This is a genomic window from Streptomyces fragilis (assembly GCF_003112515.1).
Classification (GTDB): domain Bacteria; phylum Actinomycetota; class Actinomycetes; order Streptomycetales; family Streptomycetaceae; genus Streptomyces; species Streptomyces fragilis.
The window spans coordinates 148,102-171,830 of the sequence record NZ_BEVZ01000002.1 but is presented as its reverse complement, the minus strand read 5'-3'; the positions used below and the strand labels follow the sequence as shown (position 1 = coordinate 171,830).

Genomic DNA, 23,729 nt, shown 5'->3' with positions numbered 1-23,729 from the left:
ATGTATTCAACCGCCATTCATCATCTTGTCGTGACCACGACGTTCATGGCCGTGAGTGTCTTCCCCATCGGGACAAACCTCTCATACAAGGAAGAGACATGAAGCTCCGTCTGGCGACTGGCGCCTCCGCGTTCATTCTGTGCACGACACTGGCCACCTCGTTCGCGCTTCCGGCGCAGGCCTCCGGGATCGACAGCGTCCACCCGAAGGCCGAGACGGCGCCGCTGTTCGACGACGAGGCCGGCGGTGACGCCAACGCGGACGACCCGGCGATCTGGCGCAACAGCGCCGACCCGGGCCGTAGCCTGGTCATCGCGACCGCCAAGCAGGGCGGCCTGCGGATCTACGACCTGAACGCACGCCAGGTCCAGTCGATCCCCGCCCCGGCCGGGCCGGGCACCGACGACAAGCCCGGCCGCTTCAACAACGTCGACCTGGTGCAGGGCCTGCGCCTGGGCGGCGTCCGAGCGGACGTCGCGGTGGTCAGCGACCGCGGCAACGACCGACTGCGGATCTACCGCATCGACCGTGACAAGCCCGGCGGCCCCCTCACCGACGTCACCGACCCGGCCGTGCGGCCCGTGTTCTCCGCCGACCAGGCCGAGATCAATGAACAGCGGACCGCGTACGGCCTGGCCACCTGGACCGACCGCACCACCGGCCGCTCCTACGCCCTGGTCAGCCAGCGCAACCGCACCCGCATCGCCCTGGTGGAACTGGTCGCCACCCCGGTCGGCACCATCGGCTACCGCCAGGTCCGCACTCTGGACCTGCCCTCCTCCTTCCGCCTGCCCACCGGTGCCACCTGGACGCCCTGCGCCGAGCCGGGGGAACTGCCGCAGGTCGAGGGCATGGTCGTGGACCCGGTGGACGGCACCCTCTACGCAGGGCAGGAGGACGTCGGCATCTGGCGCATCGACGCGGGCCTGACCGGCACGCCGACCCTGGTCGACAAGGTGCGCGACTACGGCGTCCCCGGCACGTACGACGAGCAGACCGAGGAGTGCGCGCCCGGCGTCGATCCCGGCTTCGGCGGCACCCACCTCAGCGCCGACGTCGAAGGCCTGACCCTCCTCACCCAGCCGGACGGCGACGGCTACCTGCTCGCCTCCAGCCAGGGCGACGACACCTTCGTCGCCTATGACCGCGAGCGGGACGAGGACAACGAGTACGAGGACGCCTTCCGTGTCGCCGCAGCCTCCACGTCCCTCGACGGCTCCGAGGTCTGTGACGGCGCAGCCGCCCTCAACGCCCCACTCGGTACCCGCTACCCCGACGGTCTGCTCGTCGTCCAGGACGGCAAGGAAACCCCCGGCGACGGCGACCGTGAGGCCACCGGCTTCAAGTTCGTCGACCTCGGGGATGTCGTCGACGCCATCGACTGACGAGTGAATGCCGCAGGCGCACGGTGGCGACACCGTGCGTCGTCGGTACTCGCACGGTGTGGGCGCGTGGGCGGCATCCGCCCGCTCACACAGGCGGAGCGTGCCGGGTACGGGAATGCGCGGGCCCGCCACGGGCCCGGCGTGATCAGAACACCGACAGCCCGGTGAGCGTGGTGAAGAGGTCCAGCGCCGCCACTCCGGCGACGGAGTTGCCCCGCTCGTCCAGACCGGGACTCCACACGCACACGGCGCAGCGACCGGGCACGACGGCGATGATGCCGCCGCCCACCCCGCTCTTGCCGGGCAGGCCGACACGGTAGGCGAAGTCGCCGGCGGCGTCGTACGTGCCGCAGGTCAGCATGACGGCGTTGACCTGCTTGGCCTGGCTGCGGGTCAGGAGCCGAGTGCCGTCGGCGCGTACGCCGTGCCGGGCCAGGAGGGTGGCCGCCAGCGCGAGGTCGGCGCAGGAGGCCTTGATCGAGCACTGGCGGAAGTACTGGTCGAGCAGGAGCGGCACGGGGTTGTCGATGTTGCCGTAGGAAGCCATGAAATGGCCGAGGGCCGCGTTGCGGTCGCCGTGCGCGGCCTCCGAGGCGGCGACCGCCAGATCGAAATCGAGGTCCGGGTTCCCGCTCTCGGCGCGCAGCAGCCGCAGGAGCTCGCCCGCCGCGTCTCCGGTGCGGGTGTGGAGGCGGTCGGTGACGACCAGGGCGCCGGCGTTGATGAACGGGTTGCGCGGGATGCCGTTCTCGTACTCGAGCTGCACCAGGGAGTTGAACGGGTTGCCGGAAGGTTCGCGGCCCACGTGCTCCCACAGTTCGTCGCCCTCGAGGGCCAGGCCCAGGGTCAGGGTGAAGACCTTGGTGATGGACTGCGTGGAGAACGGCTCGCGCCACTCACCCACTCCGTGGACGGTGCCGTCCAGCTCGGCGACGGCCATGCCGAAAACGCGCGGGTCAAGGGCGGCGAGCGCGGGAATGTAGTCGGCGGACCGCCCCCGGCCGGGCGTCCGCGTGACCTCCTCGGCGACCTGTTCCAATACGTGCTGGTAGTCCATCCTCGATGTCACGGCGCCCATTGTGCTCACAAGGCGCACGCGGCCGCGGTGAGGCCCCTCTTCGCAGACGGGGGGGACCGCAGGCGGCACCTCGGTCTCGGTCCGGAAAGGCTCGACAGGACCCGCCGAGCCGCGGGATGTCATGGCGCGCCCTGAGAAGCAGCGGAAAACGCCGGCAGGATTCTGCTCGGGTCGCCCACCGCACGCTTCTCGGCAGCGGAGAACCACAGGTCGCAAGGGTGTGGCCCGCCCAACCCTGTTGGGCAGGGGAGAACACGTCAAGCCGACCGGTAACAGAGAGACCGCAGCTCAGGCGCCCTTCTTCACCGGCTCCAGGATCGCCACGCACTCCACGTGGTGGGTCATCGGGAACAGGTCGAAGACCCGCAGCGTCCGCACCCGGTAGCCGCCGTCGCGGAAGTAGGCGAGGTCGCGGGCGAGGGCGGCCGGGTCGCAGGCGACGTAGGCGACGCGGCGTGCGCCGAGGGAGGCGAGGTGGGCGACGGTCCTGCGGCCGGCGCCGGCGCGGGGCGGGTCGAGGACGATCAGGTCGACCTCGGTGATGCCGGTGCGCGGCAGGACCGCCTCGACCTTGCCCTGCTCGATGCGGACCCGGTCGAAGCCGTCCAGGTTGTGGCGGGCGTCCTCCACCGCGCGCTTGCCGGACTCGATGCCGAGCACCGCGCCCTCGTCGCCGAGGCGGTCGGCGAGGGCGCCGGCGAACAGGCCGACGCCGCAGTACAGGTCGAGCGCGGTCTCGCCCTTGCGCGGCAGCAGGCCCTGCATCACGGCGGTGACGAGGGTGTCCGCGGCCTTCGGGTGCACCTGCCAGAAGCCGCCGCTGCCCACGCGGTAGGTGCGGCCGTCGGCCCGCTCGCGGACGAAGGGGCGGCCGTGCACCCGGTGCACCCCGCCGTCCTTCTCGCCGACCCGCATCACGGACACGGGACGGTCCAGCTCGACGATGGGCAGCCGGGCGCCCTCGCGCGGGGTGAGGATGACCTGGCGGTCCTGGGAGCCGCTGGCGGCGATGGCCTCCACGCTCTCCATGCCGGACCACTCACGCTGCTCGATGCCGAGCTCGCTGACGCCCTCGGCCGCGATCAGGCAGCGGTCGATGACCTGGACCTCGTGCGAGCGGTGCTTGCGCAGACCGGCCTGCCCGGTGCCCGGGTCGACGGCGTACTGGACGCGGGTGCGCCAGGACGGGACCTGGCCGGCGGGCACCTTGTCGCCCTCGGCGGGCATGACGGTGCCGTCCCAGCCGGCCTCCTCCGGGGTGAGCCCGGCGAGGCGCTGCAGCTGCTCGGCGACGACCTCGCCCTTGAGCCGGCGCTGGGCGCCCGGCTTGGCGTGCTGCCAGTCGCAGCCGCCGCACTTGCCGGGGCCCGCGAACGGGCAGGGCGCCTCGACACGGTCCTTGGACGCCTCAAGGATCTCCACAGCGTCGGCGCGCAGGAACCGCGCGCCCTCCTCGCCCTCGGTGACGCGGGCGACGACGCGCTCGCCGGGCAGCGTGTGCCGGACGAACAGGACCTGGCCCTCGTCGGTGCGGGCGATGCAGTGCCCGCCGTGGGCGACGGGGCCGACCTCGACCTCGTACTCCTCCCCCACCAGCGACTTCTTCTCCTGTGCCTGCATGGCGGGGTGACTCCACAACCTCGGTGACGAATCGGGCGCGCGCGACGGTGGCGCGCGTCCGGACAACAGCCGACCAGTCTACGCGGTCGGCGCACCCGCCCGTCCGGACCGGTATCGGACCGGACGGGCGGGGCGCGCAGGGCGCGGGGCCCTGAGGTCACGCGGGCCCTGCGGTCACGCGGGCCCTGAGGTCACGCGGGCCCTGAGGTCACGTGGACCCTCAGGTCACGCGGACCCTGAGGTCACGCGGAGCCGCTGCCCTCGGACCCGTCCGCCCGGGTCCCGCCCTTCCGGTCGCGCCGCTCGCCGTTGCCCCCGTTGCGCGAGGGGGTCGCGGGGCCGCGCCGGACGGATCCGGGGGCGTTCCAGTTCGCACGCCGCCGCGCCCGCAGCCGGGCCACTTCGGAGGACTCCAGCTGGTACGGGACCGAGGTGACCATCACACCGGCCTGGAAGAGCAGCCGGCCCTTGAGCCGCAGCGCGCTCTGGTTGTGGAGCAGCTGCTCGTACCAGTGGCCGACCACGTACTCGGGGATGTAGACGGACACCACGTCGCGCGGGGACTCCCGGCGCAGGTTCTTCACGTACTCCACCACCGGGCGGGTGACCTCGCGGTACGGGGAGTCCAGGACCTTCAGCGGCACGTCGATGCGGCGCCGGTCCCACTCCTCGCGCAGTTCCTTCGTCTCGGCGGGATCGACGTTGACGGTGAGCGCCTCCAAGGTGTCGGAGCGCATCATCCGGGCGTAGCTCAGGGCCCGCAGGGCCGGCTTGTGGACCTTGGAGACCAGGACCACCGAGTGCACCCGCGAGGGCCGCTGGCTCTCGTCGCCGGGCTCCTCGGGCGCGGCGATCTCCTCGGCTACGCGGTCGTAGTGGCGCCGGATCACCGTCATCGTGGCGTAGAAGATGACCATGCCGAGCAGGGCGACCCAGGCGCCGTGGGTGAACTTGGTGAGCAGCACCACGACCAGCACCAGGCCGGTGAAGGTGGCGCCGAAGGCGTTGATGGCGCGCGAGCGCTGCATCCGGCGGCGGGCCGCCTGGTCGCGCTCGGTCGCCAGGTGGCGGTTCCAGTGCCGGACCATGCCGATCTGGCTGATGGTGAAGGAGACGAACACGCCGACGATGTAGAGCTGGATCAGCCGCGTGGAGTCCGCGTCGTAGACCACCACGAGCAGGGCGGCCGCGCCGGCCAGCAGCACGATGCCGTTGGAGAAGGCGAGGCGGTCGCCGCGGGTGTGCAGCTGGCGGGGCAGGTAGCGGTCCTGGGCCAGGATCGAGCCGAGCACCGGGAAGCCGTTGTAGGCGGTGTTGGCGGCGAGGAAGAGGACCAGCGCGGTGGCTCCGGCGAGGATCAGGAAGGGCAGCGTGTTGTGTCCGAAGACCGCCTCGGCGACCTGCGTGATCACCGGGTCCTGGACGTAGCCGGAGCCCACCGGCCGGCCGTTCTCCAGCAGGTCGCGGGCGGGCGCCTCGGCCATCTTGACGCCGGTGGCCATGGCGAGGGCGATGATGCCGCAGAACATGGTGACGGCGATGGTGCCCATCAGCAGCAGGGTGGTCGCCGCGTTGCGGGACTTCGGCTTGCGGAAGGCGGGCACGCCGTTGGAGATGGCCTCCACGCCGGTCAGCGCGGCGCAGCCGGAGGAGAAGGCCCGCAGCAGCAGGAAGACCAGGGCGAACCCGGCGATCCCCTGGTGCTCGGCGCGGATCTCGAAGTCGGCGGTGGGCGCCCGCATGTCGTCGCCGAGGAACATGCCGCGGAAGGCGCCCCAGAGGATCATCGCGAAGACGCCGGTGACGAAGACGTAGGTCGGGACGGCGAAGAGCTTGCCCGACTCCCTCACCCCGCGCAGGTTCATCAGGGTGAGCAGCACGATCACGGCGACCGCGCAGGCGACCTTGTGCTCGACCACGAACGGCACGGCCGAGCCGAGGTTCTCGATGCCCGAGGCGATCGACACGGCCACGGTGAGCACGTAGTCCACCAGCAGCGCGCTGGCGACGGTCTTGCCGGCCCGGCGGCCCAGGTTCGTGGTCGCGACCTCGTAGTCGCCGCCGCCGCTGGGGTAGGCGTGCACGTTCTGCCGGTAGGAGGCGACGACCGTGAACATCAGCACCACGACCGCCACGGCGATCCAGGGGCTGAAGTGGTAGGCCGACACGCCCGCGATCGACAGGACCAGCAGCACCTCTCCGGGCGCGTAGGCCACGGAGGAGAGCGGGTCGGAGGCGAAGACGGGCAGGGCGACCCTCTTGGGCAGGAGGGTCTCGCCCAGCCGGTCGCTGCGGAGTGCGCGCCCGATGAGGATGCGTTTGGGCACGTCGGTCAGTTTGGACACGACAGAGGATCGTAGGCCCGAGCAGGGGGAGGACCGCGCCAGGGACATCAGGATCGCGTTAAGGGTTGCAAAACATCGCCAAGGCTTTACCCGGCCGGTGCGGGGGGTGGTTTGCTCCGGACGCTGCGTGTGTACCTTGGGCGGCTGTCTGAGACCCTGTTCGTGTCGGCCGGCGACGCCGGGCGGCACGTACGGCTCGAGAGCATCAGTGCGGAACGACAATCGGGACACCGGAAGGACGGTCGTGCACATCGTCATCATGGGCTGCGGACGCGTGGGCGCCGCGCTCGCCCAGACCTTGGAGCAGCAGGGGCACACGGTCGCCGTGATCGACCGCGACCCCACCGCCTTCCGCCGGCTGGGTTCCGGTTTCGGAGGCCGCCGGGTCACCGGTGTGGGGTTCGACCAGGACACCCTGCGTGAGGCCGGCATCGAGGAGGCGGGCGCCTTCGCCGCCGTCTCCAGCGGCGACAACTCCAACATCATCGCCGCCCGGGTGGCCCGCGAGATGTTCGGCATCGAGCACGTCGCGGCGCGCATCTACGACCCGCGGCGGGCGGAGGTCTACCAGCGTCTGGGCATCCCGACGGTGGCCACGGTCCGCTGGACGGCGGACCAGATGCTGCGCCGCCTGCTGCCCTCGGGCGCCGAGCCGCTGTGGCGCGACCCCACCGGCGGCGTCCAGCTGGCCGAGGTGCACACCTCCCCGGCGTGGATCGGCCACCGGATCAGCCGACTGCAGGACGAGACGGGTGTGCGGGTGGCGTTCCTCACCCGGTTCGGCGAGGCGATGATCCCCACGTCGCAGACCGTCCTCCAGGACGGCGACCTGGTCCACGTCATGATGCGGACCGAGGACGTGGCCGAGATCGAGGCCGCGTTCGCCAAGGGTCCGGAAGAGGAGGCGGGGCACTGATGAGGGTCGCCATTGCCGGAGCCGGCGCCGTCGGCCGCTCGATCGCGGGCGAGCTGCTGGAGAACGGCCACGAGATCCTGCTGATCGACAAGGCGCCGACCGCCATCTCGGTGGAGCGGGTGCCGCGCGCCGAGTGGCTGCTCGCCGACGCCTGCGAGATCACCTCGCTGGACGAGGCGGCGCTGCAGCGCTGCAACGTCGTCATCGCCGCCACCGGCGACGACAAGGTCAACCTGGTGGTCTCGCTGCTGGCGAAGACCGAGTACGGGGTGCCGCGGGTCGTCGCCCGGGTCAACAACCCGAAGAACGAGTGGCTCTTCAACGAGGCGTGGGGCGTGGACGTCGCCGTCTCGACGCCGCGGCTGATGTCCGCGCTGGTGGAGGAGGCGGTGAGCGTCGGCGACCTGGTGCGCCTGCTGCGCTTCAGCCACGGCGACGCCAACCTGGTCGAGCTCACCCTGCCCCCGGAGTCGGCCCTGGCCGGCACCCGGGTGGGGGACGTGGCCTGGCCGCAGGACACCTCGCTGGTCACCATCATCCGCGGCTCGCGGGTGCTGGCGCCCTCCCCCGAGGACTCGCTGGAGGCCGGCGACGAGCTCCTCTTCGTGGCCGCGCAGGACCGCGAGGAGCAGCTGGAGACCCTGCTGTCCGTGCGCAACAACGTCTGACGGCGGCGGGCGGGCAGCGGGCCCGCACACGACGGAGCGGCGGGCCCGCGGCACCCCGGGAAGGGTGTCGCGGGCCCGCCGCTTCGTCGTGGGGTGCCGGGGACGGTCAGGCCTCGCGCCGGTGCCGCCCGCCCTGGTCCGGAGCGTCGGCGGCCGCGGTGCCCTCGGCCGCCTCGACGCCCGCGGTGCCGGCGGCGGGGTCCTGGGCCGCGGCCTCGGCCGCCGCCTCGGCCCGCTCCCGCTCCTCCATCTCCGCGAAGACGTCGATGGGGGCGGGCGCCTTCGCCAGGAAGATCCAGGTCAGCCAGACGGCCAGCAGGAACGGCGGGATCTTCAGCCCGATCAGCACCCAGCCGAGCTCGGTGGTGTCCGCCCACCAGTACAGCGGGAAGAGGATCGCGCACTTGGCGAGCAGGATCAGGCCCCAGGCGACGCTGGCCTTGGCGTAGGCCTTCTTGCGGCCCGGGTTCCGCTTGCGCCAGGACAGGTTCTCCTTGAACAGCGGTCCGAGGATCACGCCGATCAGCGGGAAGCCCAGCGCCGTGGACAGCAGGTAGGCCACCGCGAGACCCAGCGTGTAGAGCATGCCGGGCAGGTAGAAGTCCTTCGCGTTGCCCGTCATCATCGCGAACACCACGCCGAAGGCCACCCCGAAGACGCCGCTGAAGGCGTGCTTGACGGTGTCCTTGCGGACCAGCCGGACGACGCCCATCAGCAGGGAAACCGCCAGCGCGGCGATCGCCGAGACGTGCAGGTCCTTGTTGACGGTGTAGATCGCGACGAAGATCAGGCCGGGCACGACCGTCTCGATCATGCCGCGGACCCCGCCGAAGGCCTCGCCGAGTGCGGCCTCGGTCGCCGCCCGTGAGTCGTGCTCCGTCTGCGGTGCCTCTTCGGTCGGCTTGTCGAGCGACGTCACCGGCTACTCCCGTCCGAGGGGTCTCAGTTCGTAGTGGGGGTTGAACAGCACGCGGCGGCCCCGGATCAGGGTGATCCGTCCCGACGCGATCAGCCTGCGCCCGGGCTCCACGCCCACGATGGAGCGTCTGCCCAGCCACACCAGGTCCAGCGAGGCCGAGCCGTCGAACAACTCCGCCTCCAGGGCCGGGACCCCCGCCCGCGGGCGCAGGGTGACCGTGCGCAAGGTACCAGTGACGGTGACGACCTCCCGGTCGCTGCAGTCACCTATTCGGGTCATTCCCGCGGTGTCCGTCTCCTCCCGCAGCTCCTCGCGCTCCAGGTCCTCCTGGGACGAGGAGAGCCGGTCGATCATGCGGCGGAAGCGGCCCACCGGCTTGTCGGAACGGGGAACAGCACTCATGTCTGCAGCCTACCGGGGCCGCGGGAGCCGCCGGAACCCAAGCGGAACGAGGCCTTCCGCACGCTCGCCGGGCGGGACGCAGGTTCCACCGGAAGAGTGCGCGGGCCCGTACGCCGGGGGCTCGGACGCACTCCGCCGCGCCCCCGGCGGGGGCGCGGCGGAGGGGGGGACTAACGGATCTCGGAGATCTCCGGGCCGCGCTGGAGCTGGCCGATGCCGCCCGCGAAGCGCGAGCCCTGGTCCTCGGCCGGCGCCTGCATGCCCTCCGGCACCATCTGCGCGTCGTTCGGCAGCTTCAGCACGATCGGGTCCCGCGGAGCCATCGGCCCCTCGCCCCGGACCACGACCGTGTCGCGGAAGATGTGCTCCAGCAGACCGGCGGCCTCGGGCTGCACGGCGCCCTGCCCGGAGATGACGCCCCGCAGGAACCACCGCGGGCCGTCGACGCCGACGAACCGCACGACCTGGAAGCCGCCCGTGCCGTCGGGCAGCTTCACCGGCACCTGCGCCCGCAGCTCCCAGCCCAGCGGGCCCTCGGTCTCGTCGACGATGCCGCCCTGCTGGGTGATGCCGGAGGCGATCTCCTCCCGCACCTCGCCCCAGATGCCCTCACGCTTGGGAGCGGCGAAGGCCTGCAGCTGGATGGCACTGTCGCGCAGCACGACGGTCGCGGCGACGATGGCGTCGCCGGCGACCTCCACACGCAGCTCCATGCCGTCGACTCCCGGCACGAACATGCCGCCGAGGTCCACGCGGCCCTCGCCCGGCTCACGGACCTCGGAGCTGTCCCAGGGGCCGTCGGGGCGCGGGGCGGGCTCCAGCCTCACCCGCTCCTGCCCGGCCTCTTCCGCCCCGCTGCCGACACCGCCGACGACCTGCTCGGCCTCGCCCGCCGCGCCGTCGGCGGCAGTGCCCTTCTTGCGACGTCCGAACACGTCACTGTCCTTCCCGGTCGGATACGCCCGAACCGTATCGATTCCCACCCGCCACATCGCCCACCGCGGCATGACCGCCGGTGGACCCGAAGCCCCCCGCGGCCCGTACCGAGCCGGGAAGTTCCGCCACCTCCTGGAAGCGGACCCTCTCGACCTGCTGGACGACCAGTTGCGCGATCCGGTCGAAACGCTCGAACCGCACCGACTCGCGCGGGTCGAGATTCACCACGATCACCTTGATCTCCCCACGGTACCCGGCATCCACCGTCCCTGGGGCGTTCACCAGTGCCACACCGCAACGAGCTGCCAGACCCGAGCGCGGGTGCACGAAGGCGGCGTACCCCTCGGGGAGGGCGATCGACACCCCGGTGGGCAGCACGGCCCGCTCCCCGGGGGCCAGTTCGCACGCCTCGGTGGTGCGCAGGTCGGCGCCCGCGTCGCCCGGGTGGGCGTAGGCGGGCAGCGGCACCTCGGCGTCGATCCGGCGGATCAGCACCTGGAGGCCGTCGCTCACGGATTCACCTCGAAGGCACGCGCCTGGCGCACCGCGTCGGGGTCGTCCATCACGGCCTGGATCTCCTCCTTGCGGCCGTTCTCGATGAAGTGGTCGACCTTGACCTCGATGAACAGCGCGTCCGCCCGGACCGCGACCGGCCCCTCGGGCCCGCCCAGGCGCCCCACGGCGGTGGCGTAGATCTTGCGGCCGGCCACGGCGGTGACCTCGGCCGCGATGTGGAGCACGCTGCCCACCGGCACCGGGCGCCGGTAGTCGGTCTCCAGGCGGCCGGTGACCGAGATGGTGCGCAGCAGCCAGTTCAGGGAGCCCAGCGCGTCGTCCAGCGCGGTGGCGAGGATGCCGCCGTGGGCCAGGCCGGGGGCGCCCTGGTGCTCGGGGCGCACGGTGAACTCGGCGGTGACGTTCACGCCCTCGCCCGCCCGGGTGGCCAGGTGCAGTCCGTGGGGCTGACCGGAGCCACAGCCGAAGCAGTTCTCGTAGTGGGAACCGACGGGCTCGCCGGGGGCGGGCGCCTCGGGGTGCCGCACCGGGGCGGCGGCGTCGGCGGGGGGCTGCACGGCCGTGTTCGTTGCACTCACGGCGCAGACCTTACCCGCGCGTACGCGCGAGGCGGACACCGTGCCAAGCTTGACGGCATGGAGCGTTCCCCTTCGCAGAACCCCCGGCAGTCCGCCCCGTCGTCGCCCGCCTCGCCCTCGCCCTCGGCGGCCGGGGCGTCCCCGGCCTCCGGCGGGGCGTCGCCCGCCCGCGCCGTCGTCTCCTACGACGAGCGCCTGTCGGCGCCGTGGCACTGGTGGCTGTACAGCCTGCTGCTCGGCGTCGCGGCGGCCCTGGTCGTCTATCCGTTCGGGGCGCTGCCGATGCTCGGCGGCCTGGTCCTCGGCGGGGCCGCGGCGGCGATCGTGGTGAGCTCCTACGGCTCGGCGAGGATCCGGGTGGCGGGCGACTCGCTGCTGGCGGGCGAGGCGCGCGTGCCGCTGCGGGCGCTGGGCGCGGCGGAGGTCCTGGACCCGGCCGAGGCCCGCGCCTGGCGGTCCCACAAGGCCGACCCGCGCGCGTTCATGCTGCTGCGCGCCTACGTGCCGAGGGCGCTGCGGGTGGAGGTCGTCGACCCGCAGGACCCGACTCCCTACCTCTACCTGTCCACCCGCGAGCCGGAGCGGCTGGCGGCGGCGATCGAGGCGGCCCGTCCGGCGGCGCGGTAGCCGCCCGGGTCAGTCCTTGCGGGGGTCCCCGGGTCCGGGCGTCCCGGGCCCGCGGCCGTCGCGTCCGGGCTCACCGTGTCCGGAGCCCTCGCCTCCGGGAGCCTCGTGGTCCTCGTGCCCCTTGTGGTCCTCGCGCACGGTCCCCTTGTGCCCCTCGTGCACGGTCTCGGGCAGTTCGAGGGGCTCGTGGTGCCGGTCCAGCGGCGGGAGCTCCTGGAGCTGCTCCCACGGGACCCGCACCTTGCGCAGGTCGGCGCGGATGTGTTCGGCGAACCGCCGGGTGTCGCGCCGGTTGACGACGGCGCCCACCGTGGCGCCCACCATGAAGGGCAGCATGTTCGGCACGTTGCGGATCAGGCGCCGTTTGATCTGCCGCCTCAGCTGCTGCTTGAGGCCGGTGTCGACCACCGCGCGGAAGGTGGTGGGCCGGGTGGGGTCCACTCCGTGCTCGGAGGACCAGACCCGCACGTAGGCGATGCTCCGGGCGCGCAGGTCGCCCGGGGGCCGTCGTCCGTAGACCTCGTGGAGTTCCGCCACGAGCTTGAGCTCGACGGCGGCGACGGCGGTGATCTCGGTCGCCATTCCGGCGGCCCAGGCCGGCGGGGCCGGCAGCATGTTCGCGGCGCCGACGCCGGCGCCCACGGCCGCCGAGGCCTTGGCCGCTCCGGCGACCAGCCGGTCGGCGATCTCCTCCGGGCCGAGCCCGGGGAAGTGCCGCCGAAGGGTGTCCAGGTCGCGCACCGGGATACGGGGCGCGACGGCGACGATCCGCTCGGCGACGACGCCCAGGGCGGCGTGCAGCCGGCCTTCGGACCGCCGCAGGGCGGCGGGCCCGTCGGACGCGGCCGGCGCCGGTGCGCCGCCGCCGGCCGTCTCGAGCGGGGCTCCCTCACCGGTCACGGCATCAGGGCCCCGCTCTTCGGCGTCACGTGCGCCGTGCGAGCCGTCGGACGACTCGAGGTCCGCTCCCCGCTTGCGGGAACGGCGCTTCCAGGGTGGGGTCGAGCCGGGCACGGCCGGCCCCGCCTCAGTCGCAGTCGCGGCAGATCGGCTGGCCGTTCTTCTCGCGGGCCAGCTGGCTGCGGTGGTGCACCAGGAAGCAGCTCATGCAGGTGAACTCGTCCTGCTGCTTCGGCAGCACCCGGACGGCGAGTTCCTCGTTGGAGAGGTCCGCTCCGGGCAGTTCGAGACCCTCGGCGGCCTCGAACTCGTCGACGTCCACCGCGGAGGTGGACTTGTCGTTCCGCCGCGCCTTCAGTTCTTCCAGGCTGTCCGAGTCGACGTCGTCGTCGGTCTTGCGTGGAGTGTCGTAGTCGGTTGCCATGTCGCTCTCCCCCTCTGGGTGGTCTTGGGTGTCTCCAGCGCAGGTAACGCGTGAGAGGCCGGACTTGTGCCCGACCTGAGGCGGAGATTTTGCCTCACATCAAGGTCTGTTACTCAATCGACACCCAACCGGACTCCCGAAGAGTGATCGGCTCGGATGGCGAACCGGACCGTACACCCTGCGAATGCCCCAGTCCAAAGGCATCTCTCCGTGTACTGCCCGGCATCAGGACGCCCGAAAACCCGGATTTCCCTCATTTTCGGAGCCCCTTGTCGTCACGGAGAGTAGACGCTCTCCGTGACGCTTCTGTGATCGATCACACAGCCGCCCTCTTGACACGACACGCCGGGATTCAGCGCAGAGCGAACAGGGGGTCACTCGTTCAGAGCGGCAGCGTGACGCGCATCACCAGTCCGCCACCCTCCCGGGGGACGGCCGCGATGTGCCCGCCGTGCGCCCGGGCGACCGACCGGACGATCGAAAGGCCCAGGCCGACGCCCTTGTCGCTGCCGGTCCGCTCGGTCCTCAGCCGACGGAACGGCTCGAACAGGTTGTCGATCTCGTAGGCCGGCACCACCGGTCCGGTGTTGGACACCACCAGCACCGCCTGGCCGTGCTGGGCCCCGGTGGAGACCTCCACCCAGCCGCCCTCGGGCACGTTGTAGCGCACCGCGTTCTGCACCAGGTTCAGCGCGATCCGCTCGAGCAGGACGCCGTTGCCCTGGACGACCACGGAGGACGGCTCGCCGCGGAACTCCACGTTCCGCTCGGCCGCCTCGCCGCGTACCTGGTCGAGGGCACGGCCGGCCACCTCCGCCAGGTCGACCGGCTTGCGTTCGACGATCTGGTTGTCGCTGCGGGCCAGCAGGAGCAGGCCCTCCACCAGCTGCTCGCTGCGCTCGTTGGTGGCGAGCAGGGTCCGCCCCAGCTGCTGGAGCTCGGGCGGCGCCCCCGGGTCGGAGAGGTGCACCTCCAGCAGGGTGCGGTTGATGGCCAGCGGCGTGCGCAGCTCGTGCGAGGCGTTGCCGACGAACCGCTGCTGGGCCGTGAAGGCCCGCTGGAGCCGCTCCAGCATCTCGTCGAAGGTGTCCGCGAGCTCCTTGAGCTCGTCGTCCGGGCCGTCCAGCTCGATCCGGCGGGACAGGTCCGACCCGGCAACCGCCCGCGCGGTGCGGATGATCTTCCCCAGCGGGGAGAGCACCCGGCCCGCCATCGCGTAGCCGAAGGCGAACGCGATCACCGCGAGGCCCAGCAGCGCCAGCAGGGAGCGGCTCAGCAGGTTGTCCAGGGCGTCCTGCCGCTGGAGATTGACGCACCGGGCGATCTCCGCGTTGAAGGCGCTCAGCGAGAGCTCCCCGTTGACGGCGGGGCACCGGTCACTGCTGACCCGGAGGCCGGCGTACTGGACGATCTTGAACGGGGGCTGGTTGCCGGTGGAGATGGCCTGGGCGGCCAGCAGGTAGATCAGTGAGAGCAGCACGATGCCGGCGATCAGGAACATGCCGCCGTAGAGCAGCGTGAGCCGTATCCGGATGGTCGGGCGCAGCCACGGGAAGGAGGGCTGCTCCGCCTTGGGGTCCCAGGTCGGTCGCGGCGGGACGCCCGGCGGCGGAGGGGGCGGGATCGGGGTCGGAGAGGCTGCCACGGCGTTCAGACCCGGTATCCGGAACCCGGCACGGTGATGATCACCGGCGGCTCGCCCAGCTTGCGGCGCAGCGTCATCACCGTCACCCGCACCACGTTGGTGAACGGGTCGGTGTTCTCGTCCCACGCCTTCTCCAGCAACTGCTCCGCCGACACCACGGCGCCCTCGCTGCGCATCAGCACCTCGAGCACCGCGAACTCCTTGGGGGCGAGATGGATCTGCCGGCCGTCCCGGAAGACCTCGCGCCGGTTCGGGTCGAGCCGGATGCCTGACCGCTCCAGCACCGGCGGCAGCGGCACGCTGGTGCGCCGGCCCAGGGCCCGCACGCGCGCGATCAGCTCGCTGAACGCGAAGGGCTTGGGCAGGTAGTCGTCCGCCCCCAGCTCCAGGCCCTCGACCCGGTCGCTGACGTCGCCGGCGGCGGTGAGCATCAGCACCCGGGTGGGTTCGCCCAGCTCGACGATCCGGCGGCACACGTCGTCACCGTGCACCATCGGCAGGTCCCGGTCGAGGACGACCACGTCGTAGTCGTTGACACCGATCCGCTCGAGGGCGGCGGCGCCGTCGTACACGACGTCGACGGCCATCGCCTCGCGGCGCAGACCGGTGGCCACCGCGTCCGCGAGCAGCTGCTCGTCCTCGACGACGAGTACGCGCACGTCGGCCTTCCTTCCTGACGTTCCACCGGCCTGACATACCGGTGGGAGGAGCCTCCATCCTGCCTCTTGTGCCGGTAAGTCGGCTGTAAGGCGGCATCCCGCCCGTACGGGCGGGATGCCGCGGGGAACACGCGGAACGGGCCCCGGCCGATGCCGGGGCCCGTTCGCGGTGACGGAGCCGTGGGGTCGGTGTCAGACGCTCGCGGCGCCGACCTCCACACCGTGCTCGGCGGCCAGACGGCGCAGGTCGTCCAGTTCTCCCTGCTCCACCTCGGCGGCGAACTCGTCGCCCTCGTCGCGCGCCTGCGTGAGGTGCGACTCGGCAGCCCTTATGCGCTGGAGAAGCCCTGCGGTGAATGCGTCCATGCGGCGCCCCCTCGTCCTGGGTCGTGGGTCGGGAAGGGACGATCACGCCGGGCGGAGTGTCCGGCAGCGCCTCCGGGGAAAAGGGAAGCCGGACGCCCGTGCCGCTTGGTGGTACGGCACGTGCGGAGCGTGATCGCGGGGTTGAAACCGTCCTCCCCACGCGTCACCTGGCGGAAACCTTGGGCGGCAAGGAAATCTGGCATAGGCCGGACGTTCACCGTGCGGACACCCCGCGCCGCGTGCGCAGGTCACCGCCTCCGCCGCGCCCCCGGGAGGGCGGTCTCCAGGGGCGCGGTGAAACAGGTCACACGGTCAGTCGTGCCAGGCGCCGAGCCGCTCCAGCAGCTCCTGAAGGGGCCGGAAGACCCCTTGCGTCGCGGCGACGGTGAGGTCGTCGGAGGGGCGCTCGCCGGCCCGTCCGCCGGTGACGGCGCCCGCCTCGCGGGCGATCAGGTCCCCGGCCGCCCGGTCCCACGGGTGCAGTCCGCGCTCGTAGTAGCCGTCGAGGCGCCCCGCCGCCAGGTCGCACAGGTCGACCGCTGCCGAGCCGCCGCGGCGGATGTCGCGCACCAGCGGCAGCAGTTCCCGCGCCACCTCCGCCTGGTGGGCGCGCACGGTGGTGACGTAGTTGAAGCCGGTGGCGATCAGCGCCTGGTCCAGGGGCGGCGACGGCCGCACGGACAACCGCCGCTCCCCCTGCCAGGACGGCCCGGTCACCCAGGCGCCGCCGCCGGTCACGGCGCGGAAGGTCTCGCCCCGCATGGGGATCTCCACCACCCCGGCCACCGTCGCCCCGTCCACCTCGGCGGCGATCGAGACCGACCAGGACGGCAGGCCGTACAGGTAGTTGACGGTGCCGTCGAGCGGGTCGACGATCCAGCGCACGCCGCTGGTGCCGGCCGAGGAGGCGCCCTCCTCACCGAGGAACCCGTCCCCGGGGCGGCGGGCCGCTATCAGGTCGACGATCAGCTTCTCGGCGGCGATGTCCATCTCGGTCACCACGTCGATGGGGCTCGACTTGGTGGCGGCCACCTCGAGGTCGTCGGGGCGGCCGTCCCGCAGCAGCTCGCCGGCCCGGCGGGCCGCCTCCCCGGCGATCTCCAGCAGCTCTCGGTGCAGCTCCGTCTGGTGCAGGTCCGTCACGGTGTCCTCGCGTCCTGTCGGTACGTCTGGGGCGGTCGTGGAGCGGGTCGGGGCGTTCTGGCGGATCCGTGGGGCGGCGCGGGCGCGCCGCCCCACGGATCCGCTCAGGCGTACGGGCTGTCCTCGCCCGCCGCGGCCGGCTTCGGGTTGCGCGCGGCGGGGCAGCAGCCCACCGGGCACACGTCGTGGCTCGCGCCGAGCGCGCCCAGCGCGCACGGCTTCACGGACTGCCCGCGCTCGGTGGCGGCCCGTTCCACGACCATGTCGCGGACCGCCGCCGCGAACCGCGGGTCGGCGCCGACCGTCGCCGAGCGCCGCACCGGCAGCCCCAGCTCCTCCGCCTTGGCCTTGGCCTCCGTGTCGAGGTCGTAGAGGACCTCCATGTGGTCGGAGACGAAACCGATCGGCACCATCACGACGGCCGGGACGCCCGCCGCGTGCCGCTCCTCGAGGTGGTCGCAGATGTCCGGCTCCAGCCACGGGACGTGCGGGGCGCCGGACCGCGACTGGTAGACCAGCTGCCAGGCCCGCTCCACGCCGGTGCGCCCGCGCACCGCCTCGGCGATCACCTGGGCGACGTCAAGGTGCTGGCGCACGTACGCGCCGCCGTCACCGTGCTCGCCGACCGGACCGGAGGTGTCCGCCGCGGCGGTCGGGATGGAGTGGGTGGTGAACGCCAGCTGGGCGCCGTCGCGCACCTCCTCGGGGAGGTCCTCCAGGGCCCGCACCACGCCGTCGACCATCGGCTCCACGAAGCCCGGGTGGTTGAAGTAGTGCCGCAGCTTGTCCACCCGGGGCAGCTCCAGCCCCTCGGCCTCCAGCGTGGCCAGGGCGTCGGCCAGGTTCTCGCGGTACTGCCGGCAGCCCGAGTAGGAGGCGTAGGCGCTGGTGGCCAGCACCAGGATCCGGCGGCGCCCGTCGCGGACCATCTCGCGCAGGGTGTCGGTGAGGTAGGGGGCCCAGTTGCGGTTGCCCCAGTAGACCGGCAGGTCCAGCCCGTGTCCGGCGAAGTCCGCGCGCAGGGCGTCCAGGAGCTCGCGGTTCTGTTCGTTGATCGGGCTGACGCCGCCGAACAGGAAGTAGTGCTGGCCCACCTCCTTGAGGCGTTCCTTGGGGATGCCGCGCCCCCGGGTGACGTTCTCGAGGAACGGCACCACGTCCTCGGGGCCCTCCGGGCCGCCGAAGGAGAGCAGCAGCAACGCGTCGTAGGGGGACGATTCGAGCACATCTGGCATGAGTGGATCCTCCCACTGGCGACCGGCGGCGGGGAAACCGGGCCGCCCGGCCGGGTCGCCGCATCCCTGCGCCCCCCTTGCCCCCACGCTCCCCGTCAGGACGCCCGTACACCCGGGGCACACCTGGTCGAACCAGTCGTAAGCTGTATCGGCCAACCACTTCGTGACCTGGGCAGCGACGCCCCTTTTTCCCCGGAGAGCCCGTGCCCTCGCCCTACCGCGCCCTCTTCGCGCCGCCCGGGACCCGCGGCTTCTCCGCCGCCGGACTGGTCGGCCGGATGCCGCTGTCCATGATGGGCATCGGCGTGGTCACCATGATCTCCCAGGTCACCGGCCGTTACGGACTGGCCGGCGCCCTCTCCGCGACCATCGCGCTCTCCTCCGCGGTGCTCGGCCCTCAGATATCCCGGCTGGTGGACCGTCACGGGCAGAGCCGGGTGCTGCGCCCCGCGGTCCTCGTGGCGCTCACCGGCGCCGCCGGTCTGCTGGTGGCGACGCGCCTGCGCTGGCCGGACGCCGCCCTGTTCGTCTTCGCCGCCCTGGTCGGCTGCGTGCCGAGCCTGGGCTCGATGGTGCGGGCCCGCTGGGCGGCCATCTACCGCGGCACCCCGATGCTGCACACCGCCTACTCGTTCGAGTCGGTGATCGACGAGGTCTGCTTCATCGTCGGCCCGATCGTCTCCATCGGCCTGTCCACCGCCTGGTTCCCGGAGGCGGGACCCCTGCTGGCGGCGCTGTTCATGGCGACCGGGGTGTTCTGGCTGACCTCCCAGCGCGCCACCGAGCCGAGGCCGCACCCGCCCGAGGAGCACGTGCGGGGCAGCGCGCTGCGCTCGCCCGGCCTCCAGGTGCTGGTGGCCACCTTCGTCGCCACCGGGACGGTCTTCGGCGCGGTCGACGTGGTGACGGTCGCCTTCGCCGAGGAGCTGGGCCACAAGGCCGCGGCCAGCCTGGTCCTCGCGGTCTACGCGGCCGGTTCCTGCGTCGCCGGACTGGTCTTCGGCGTGCTGCGCGTCCACGGCCGCCCGGAACGTCGCTGGCTGGCGGGTGTGTGTGCGATGGCCGCGAGTATGATCCCCCTCCAACTGGTCGGGAACCTGCCGTTCTTGGCCGTGGCGCTGTTCGTCGCGGGCCTCTTCATCGCCCCCACGATGATCACCACGATGTCCCTGATCGAGCAGCACGTACCACGCGCGCAGTTGACCGAGGGCATGACCTGGATCAGCACCGGCCTCGCGGTCGGCGTCGCACTGGGGTCCTCGGTGGCCGGCCTGGTGATCGACTCGGCCGGCGCGCGGACCGGGTACGTGGTGCCGGCCGTCGCCGGGGCCGCCGCGGTGGCGGTCGGTTTCCTCGGGTACCGCCGGCTGACCAGGCCGGCAACGTCGCGGGGAGGCACCGTTGAGCAGCACGGCGAACGCACGGACACGGCGGACACGGCAGAGCGGCACCTGGCGTAACTGGGCGGGCAACGTCACCGCCCGCCCGGCCCGGCAGGTGGCTCCCGGCAGCGCGGAGGAGGTCGCCGCCGCGGTGCGCGACGCGGCGGAACGGGGGCTGCGGGTCAAGCCCGTGGGCAGCGGCCACTCCTTCACCGCGGCCGCGGCCACCGACGGCGTGCTGATCCGCCCCGAACGCCTGGCCGGGGTGCACCGCGTGGACCGGGCCGCCGGGACGGTCACCGTCGGGGCCGGCACGCCGCTGAAGCAGCTCAACGCGGCGCTGGCCGGCGAGGGTCTGTCGCTGACCAACATGGGCGACATCATGGAGCAGACGGTCTCCGGCGCGGTCGGCACCGGGACCCACGGCACCGGCCGGGAGTCCGGCTCGATCGCCGCGCAGATCGCCGCCCTGGAACTCGTCACCGCGGACGGCTCGGTGCTCACCTGCTCCCGCGAGGAGAACCCCGAGGTCTTCGCCGCCGCGCGGATCGGGCTCGGCGCGCTGGGCGTCGTCACCGCCCTGACGTTCCGGGTGGAGCCGGTCTTCCTGCTGACCGCGCGCGAGGAGCCGATGAGCTTCGACCAGGTCACCGGCTCCTTCGAGGAACTCTGGTCGTCCAACGAGCACTTCGAGTTCTACTGGTTTCCCCACACCGGCAACTGCAACACCAAGCGCAACAACCGCAGCGCCGGACCGCCGCGCCCGCTGGGCCGGGCCGGCGCCTGGCTGGAGGACGAGCTCCTCTCCAACGGCGTCTTCGGAGCGGTCAACCGGCTGGGGCGGGCGGTGCCGGCGACCATACCGGCGATCGCGCGGATATCCAGCCGGGCGCTCTCCGCCCGGACCTACACCGACATCCCCTACAAGGTGTTCACCTCGCCGCGCCGGGTGCGGTTCGTGGAGATGGAGTACGCCCTGCCGCGCGCCGCGGTGGTCGACGCGCTGCGCGAACTGCGGTCCGCGGTCGACCGCTCGGGGCTGCGGGTCAGCTTCCCGGTGGAGGTGCGCACCGCGCCCGCCGACGACATCACGCTCTCCACCGCCTCCGGCCGGGACAGCGCCTACATCGCCGTCCACATGTTCCGGGGCACCCCGTACCAGGCCTACTTCACGATGGCGGAACGCATCTTCACGGCCTACGAGGGCAGACCTCACTGGGGCAAGGTCCACACCCGGGACGCCGGCCACCTGGCGGCCGTCTACCCCCGTTTCGGCGAATTCCTGGAGCTGAGGAACCGTCTGGACCCCGAGCGGCGTTTCCAGAACGACTACCTGAGGCGGGTGCTCGGGGAGTAGCGGCGCGCGCCGGACGCGGGCGCCGGACGCGGACCAGGACGAGGTAGCCACGACGTGCCACCGCCCGTGCCGCGCACGGAAGATCACGGCGCGGGCGATTGGAACCCGCGGGACGGGGCAGGGATCAGGGGCGTGGACCGGGGCGTGAAACACGCCACGTCGCAAGGGCCGTCCGGACCTTGGGACGCCGGGCCGGGACGATCTTGGGGTGACCCGCCCCGATTTCGACCGGCGCGCCGATCCACGCACGTGGCCCGAATGGAGTAGTGTTCGGAGCCCTGGGTCCGGACTCCCGCCTGGGCGACCGCGATCCGTCAGGAGCGCCGGGGAGGGAGGCCGTTGCGCAGGGTGACCGATGTGGGTCACTTGACGTTGCAAGCAGGTAGCCGTGCCATGACGGTGAGCCTGGGCCCGGCGCCCGACACGCCGGGCAACTCGGCAAGGTTGTGGCAGGCTGCACCCGGGCAGGCCACACTCGACTAGCGGAAGCAGCGACGCACGTGACGTCGGCAGGCACCACCCGGGAGGTCCCCATGCCCGAACTGCGTGTCGTGGCCGTCTCCAATGACGGCACACGGCTGGTGCTCAAGGCTGCGGACAGCACGGAGTACACGCTTCCGATCGACGAACGGCTGCGCGCCGCCGTGCGCGGCGACCGTCCCCGTCTCGGACAGATCGAGATCGAGGTGGAGAGCCACCTCCGCCCCCGCGACATCCAGGCCCGTATAAGGGCCGGAGCCACCGCCGAAGAGGTCGCCCAGCTGGCCGGCATCCCGGTGGACCGCGTGCGGCGTTTCGAGGGCCCCGTGCTGGCCGAGCGCGCGTTCATGGCGGAGCGCGCGCGCAAGACCCCGGTGCGGCGCCCGGGCGAGAACACCGGTCCCCCGCTGGGCGAGGCGGTGCAGGAGCGGCTGCTGCTGCGCGGCGCCGACAAGGACACCGTGCAGTGGGACTCCTGGCGTCGTGACGACGGCACCTGGGAGGTGCTGCTGGTCTACCGCGTGGCGGGCGAGCCGCACACGGCGAGCTGGACCTACGACCCGCCGCGCCGTCTGGTCGCCGCGGTCGACGACGAGGCGCGGTCGCTGATCGGCGAGTCCGACGACCTCGGGCCGGCCGAGCCGGCGCACCCGTTCGTGCCGCGGATCGCGCGGCTGCCGCGTGAGCGGGACCGGGACCGGGACCGGGGCGACCGGTCGGAGCGGGCCGCGATCGTGCCCGCGCAGGCGCAGCCGTCCGACCCGGAGGAGGAGAGCGTCAGCGATTCGCTCACCAGCCTCCTCGAGGCGGTGCCGAGCTTCCGCGGCGATCTGGTCGTCCCGGAGATCCCCGGCGAGGCGCCCGACGGCCCGGACACCGAGCCCGACGTCGAGGAGCCGCCCGCGCCGGCGGCCTCCGCGGGGGCGGGCTCCGCGTACGCGGACGTCCTGATGCCGCGGGCGGTCAGCAGCCACCGGGACCGGTTGATCGGGGCGACGGACCGGCAGGCAGAGGCGGACGGGGTGCGTCCCGGGCGTCGTGCGGCGGTCCCCAGCTGGGACGAGATCGTCTTCGGCACCCGCCGCAAGAAGAACTCCGACTGACCCCCGCGCCCGCGACGCGGGCGGCCCGCCGCCCGGGGGCGGTACGGGCACCCGCGTCCCCCGGCGCCCGTCGTGCCGCCCCTCGGGCGGCCTGACGCCCCCTGGCCGACCCGGCCCCGCCCGCACGGACGGCGCAGGCCGGCGCGGGGCGGCGAGGGTCAGCCCTTGGCGACGGGGCGGGCGGGGTCGGTGACCCACTCGGACCAGGAACCCGGGTAGAGGGCCGCCCGTACGCCCACCACCTCCAGTGCCAGCACCTCCTGCGCCGCCGACACCCCCGAACCGCAGTACACCCCCACGCGGACCCCTTCCCGCCCCGCGCCCAACGCCTGGTACCGCTCGGCCAGTTCGGCCGGGGACCGGAACAGGCCGTCGGGCCCGACGTTCAGCGAGGTCGGCGCGGAGACCGCGCCGGGGATGTGCCCGCCCACCGGGTCCACCGGCTCGACCTCCCCCCGGTACCGCTCGCCCGCCCGCGCGTCCAGCAGCAACCCGTCCGCCGCCTCCGCGAGTTCGGCGGCGCCCCGCGCGTCGACCACCGGCATCGCTCCCGGCTCCGGGAGGAAGTCCCCCGCCGCGTGCGGCACTTCCGGCCCTTCCTCGAGCGGCCCCCGCCAGGCCGGCAGTCCGCCGTCCAGCACCCGCACGTCCCCGTGCCCCGCCCACCGCAGCAGCCACCACGCCCGGGCCGCGCCCCAGCCGATGCCGCCGTCGTAGGCGACGACCGGCCGCCCTGCCGACACCCCGGCGCGCCGCATCGCCGCGCCGAAGACGGCCAGGTCCGGCAGTGGGTGGCGTCCCCCCTCCCCCGGCGGTGCGGCCAGCTCGCCGTCCAGGTCCACGAAGACGGCGCCGGGAAGGTGCCCGCGCTCGTACTCCGCGCGCCCGTCGAACGGGGGTTCACCGCCCGCCTTGGCGACGCTCAACTGCCAGCGCACGTCCAGCAGTACGGGAGGAGTGGGTCCGTCCAGCAGACCGGCCAGCTCGGCGGCCGACACCAGTGCAGAGTTCATGCCCGCATCCTGCCCGACACCCCGCCGCCCGC

23 protein-coding genes are annotated in these 23,729 nt (G+C 72.8%); 7 read left to right on the top strand and 16 right to left on the bottom strand.

Annotation, left to right across the window (positions count from 1 at the left end):
- The first annotated feature begins 98 nt into the window (after window positions 1-98).
- Complete coding sequence (locus tag Sfr03f_RS02795) at window positions 99-1,385, top strand: phytase (protein ID WP_108952084.1); 1,287 nt, start codon at window positions 99-101, stop codon at window positions 1,383-1,385.
- Window positions 1,386-1,530: 145 nt separating this feature from the next.
- Here Sfr03f_RS02795 and Sfr03f_RS02790 read toward each other — a convergent pair whose 3' ends face one another.
- From Sfr03f_RS02790 to Sfr03f_RS02780, 3 genes are all read right to left on the bottom strand, one after another.
- A complete protein-coding gene (locus tag Sfr03f_RS02790; protein ID WP_108952083.1) occupies window positions 1,531-2,463 on the bottom strand; it encodes a glutaminase in 933 nt (310 codons plus the stop codon).
- Window positions 2,464-2,751: 288 nt separating this feature from the next.
- Window positions 2,752-4,083 carry a class I SAM-dependent RNA methyltransferase gene (locus Sfr03f_RS02785; protein ID WP_108952082.1) on the bottom strand — a complete coding sequence of 444 codons (1,332 nt, stop codon included), beginning with the start codon at window positions 4,081-4,083 and terminating at the stop codon, window positions 2,752-2,754.
- A 242-nt stretch (window positions 4,084-4,325) separates the two neighbouring features.
- A complete protein-coding gene (locus tag Sfr03f_RS02780; protein WP_108952081.1) occupies window positions 4,326-6,428 on the bottom strand; it encodes an APC family permease in 2,103 nt (700 codons plus the stop codon).
- 244 nt (window positions 6,429-6,672) lie between these two features.
- Between Sfr03f_RS02780 and Sfr03f_RS02775 the strand changes: the two genes are divergently transcribed.
- Together Sfr03f_RS02775 and Sfr03f_RS02770 are read left to right on the top strand one after the other, a co-directional pair.
- Entirely contained in the window at window positions 6,673-7,344 is a 672-nt protein-coding gene (locus tag Sfr03f_RS02775) for a potassium channel family protein (RefSeq protein ID WP_108952080.1), read from the top strand.
- Entirely contained in the window at window positions 7,344-8,012 is a 669-nt protein-coding gene (locus Sfr03f_RS02770; protein ID WP_108952079.1) for a potassium channel family protein, read from the top strand. The genes Sfr03f_RS02775 and Sfr03f_RS02770 overlap by 1 nt, the downstream gene beginning before the upstream one ends.
- A 106-nt stretch (window positions 8,013-8,118) precedes the next feature.
- Here the strand turns inward: Sfr03f_RS02770 and Sfr03f_RS02765 are convergent, their stop codons facing one another.
- The 5 genes from Sfr03f_RS02765 to Sfr03f_RS02745 form a co-directional block, all read right to left on the bottom strand.
- A complete protein-coding gene (locus tag Sfr03f_RS02765) occupies window positions 8,119-8,931 on the bottom strand; it encodes a DUF3159 domain-containing protein (protein WP_108952078.1) in 813 nt (270 codons plus the stop codon).
- A gap of 3 nt (window positions 8,932-8,934) precedes the next feature.
- Window positions 8,935-9,333, bottom strand: a complete 399-nt coding sequence (locus Sfr03f_RS02760) for an OB-fold nucleic acid binding domain-containing protein (protein ID WP_108952077.1) — start codon at window positions 9,331-9,333, stop codon at window positions 8,935-8,937.
- 170 nt (window positions 9,334-9,503) lie between these two features.
- Window positions 9,504-10,268: a DUF3710 domain-containing protein gene (locus Sfr03f_RS02755; protein ID WP_108952076.1), complete on the bottom strand. Its 765-nt coding sequence runs from the start codon at window positions 10,266-10,268 to the stop codon at window positions 9,504-9,506.
- Window position 10,269: 1 nt separating this feature from the next.
- Window positions 10,270-10,764 carry a dUTP diphosphatase gene (dut, locus tag Sfr03f_RS02750; protein ID WP_108953396.1) on the bottom strand — a complete coding sequence of 165 codons (495 nt, stop codon included), beginning with the start codon at window positions 10,762-10,764 and terminating at the stop codon, window positions 10,270-10,272.
- A 14-nt stretch (window positions 10,765-10,778) separates the two neighbouring features.
- Window positions 10,779-11,363 (bottom strand): PaaI family thioesterase, encoded by a 585-nt coding sequence (locus Sfr03f_RS02745; protein ID WP_108952075.1) that lies wholly within the window; start codon window positions 11,361-11,363, stop codon window positions 10,779-10,781.
- 57 nt (window positions 11,364-11,420) lie between these two features.
- On the opposite strand from Sfr03f_RS02745, the gene Sfr03f_RS02740 reads away from it, so the two are divergent.
- Entirely contained in the window at window positions 11,421-11,990 is a 570-nt protein-coding gene (locus tag Sfr03f_RS02740) for a DUF3093 domain-containing protein (RefSeq protein ID WP_108952074.1), read from the top strand.
- Between the two features lie 9 nt (window positions 11,991-11,999).
- Here the strand turns inward: Sfr03f_RS02740 and Sfr03f_RS02735 are convergent, their stop codons facing one another.
- From Sfr03f_RS02735 to Sfr03f_RS02710, 7 genes are all read right to left on the bottom strand, one after another.
- On the bottom strand, window positions 12,000-12,890 hold the full coding sequence (locus tag Sfr03f_RS02735) for a hypothetical protein (protein ID WP_359290850.1): 891 nt from the start codon (window positions 12,888-12,890) through the stop codon (window positions 12,000-12,002).
- A gap of 127 nt (window positions 12,891-13,017) precedes the next feature.
- On the bottom strand, window positions 13,018-13,314 hold the full coding sequence (locus tag Sfr03f_RS02730) for a DUF4193 domain-containing protein (RefSeq protein ID WP_005481602.1): 297 nt from the start codon (window positions 13,312-13,314) through the stop codon (window positions 13,018-13,020).
- A gap of 382 nt (window positions 13,315-13,696) precedes the next feature.
- Entirely contained in the window at window positions 13,697-14,938 is a 1,242-nt protein-coding gene (locus Sfr03f_RS02725) for a sensor histidine kinase (protein ID WP_108953395.1), read from the bottom strand.
- Window positions 14,939-14,964: 26 nt separating this feature from the next.
- Window positions 14,965-15,618: a response regulator transcription factor gene (locus Sfr03f_RS02720; protein ID WP_108952073.1), complete on the bottom strand. Its 654-nt coding sequence runs from the start codon at window positions 15,616-15,618 to the stop codon at window positions 14,965-14,967.
- 192 nt (window positions 15,619-15,810) lie between these two features.
- The gene (locus tag Sfr03f_RS30485) at window positions 15,811-15,984 is read right to left on the bottom strand and encodes a hypothetical protein (protein ID WP_170145025.1); all 174 of its coding nucleotides are present in this window, start codon (window positions 15,982-15,984) and stop codon (window positions 15,811-15,813) included.
- A 312-nt stretch (window positions 15,985-16,296) separates the two neighbouring features.
- Window positions 16,297-17,127 (bottom strand): inositol monophosphatase family protein, encoded by an 831-nt coding sequence (locus tag Sfr03f_RS02715; RefSeq protein WP_245967367.1) that lies wholly within the window; start codon window positions 17,125-17,127, stop codon window positions 16,297-16,299.
- 104 nt (window positions 17,128-17,231) lie between these two features.
- The gene (locus Sfr03f_RS02710; RefSeq protein ID WP_108952072.1) at window positions 17,232-18,362 is read right to left on the bottom strand and encodes a ferrochelatase; all 1,131 of its coding nucleotides are present in this window, start codon (window positions 18,360-18,362) and stop codon (window positions 17,232-17,234) included.
- Window positions 18,363-18,565: 203 nt separating this feature from the next.
- Between Sfr03f_RS02710 and Sfr03f_RS02705 the strand changes: the two genes are divergently transcribed.
- The 3 genes from Sfr03f_RS02705 (at window position 18,566) to sepH (ending at window position 22,684) form a co-directional block, all read left to right on the top strand.
- Entirely contained in the window at window positions 18,566-19,822 is a 1,257-nt protein-coding gene (locus Sfr03f_RS02705; protein WP_108952071.1) for an MFS transporter, read from the top strand.
- Complete coding sequence (locus tag Sfr03f_RS02700; protein ID WP_108952070.1) at window positions 19,764-21,101, top strand: D-arabinono-1,4-lactone oxidase; 1,338 nt, start codon at window positions 19,764-19,766, stop codon at window positions 21,099-21,101. Before Sfr03f_RS02705 ends, Sfr03f_RS02700 begins: the two co-directional genes overlap by 59 nt.
- 533 nt (window positions 21,102-21,634) lie before the next feature.
- Complete coding sequence (gene sepH, locus Sfr03f_RS02695; RefSeq protein WP_108953393.1) at window positions 21,635-22,684, top strand: septation protein SepH; 1,050 nt, start codon at window positions 21,635-21,637, stop codon at window positions 22,682-22,684.
- A gap of 158 nt (window positions 22,685-22,842) precedes the next feature.
- Here sepH and Sfr03f_RS02690 read toward each other — a convergent pair whose 3' ends face one another.
- The gene (locus tag Sfr03f_RS02690) at window positions 22,843-23,697 is read right to left on the bottom strand and encodes a sulfurtransferase (protein WP_108952069.1); all 855 of its coding nucleotides are present in this window, start codon (window positions 23,695-23,697) and stop codon (window positions 22,843-22,845) included.
- Window positions 23,698-23,729 lie beyond the last annotated feature (32 nt).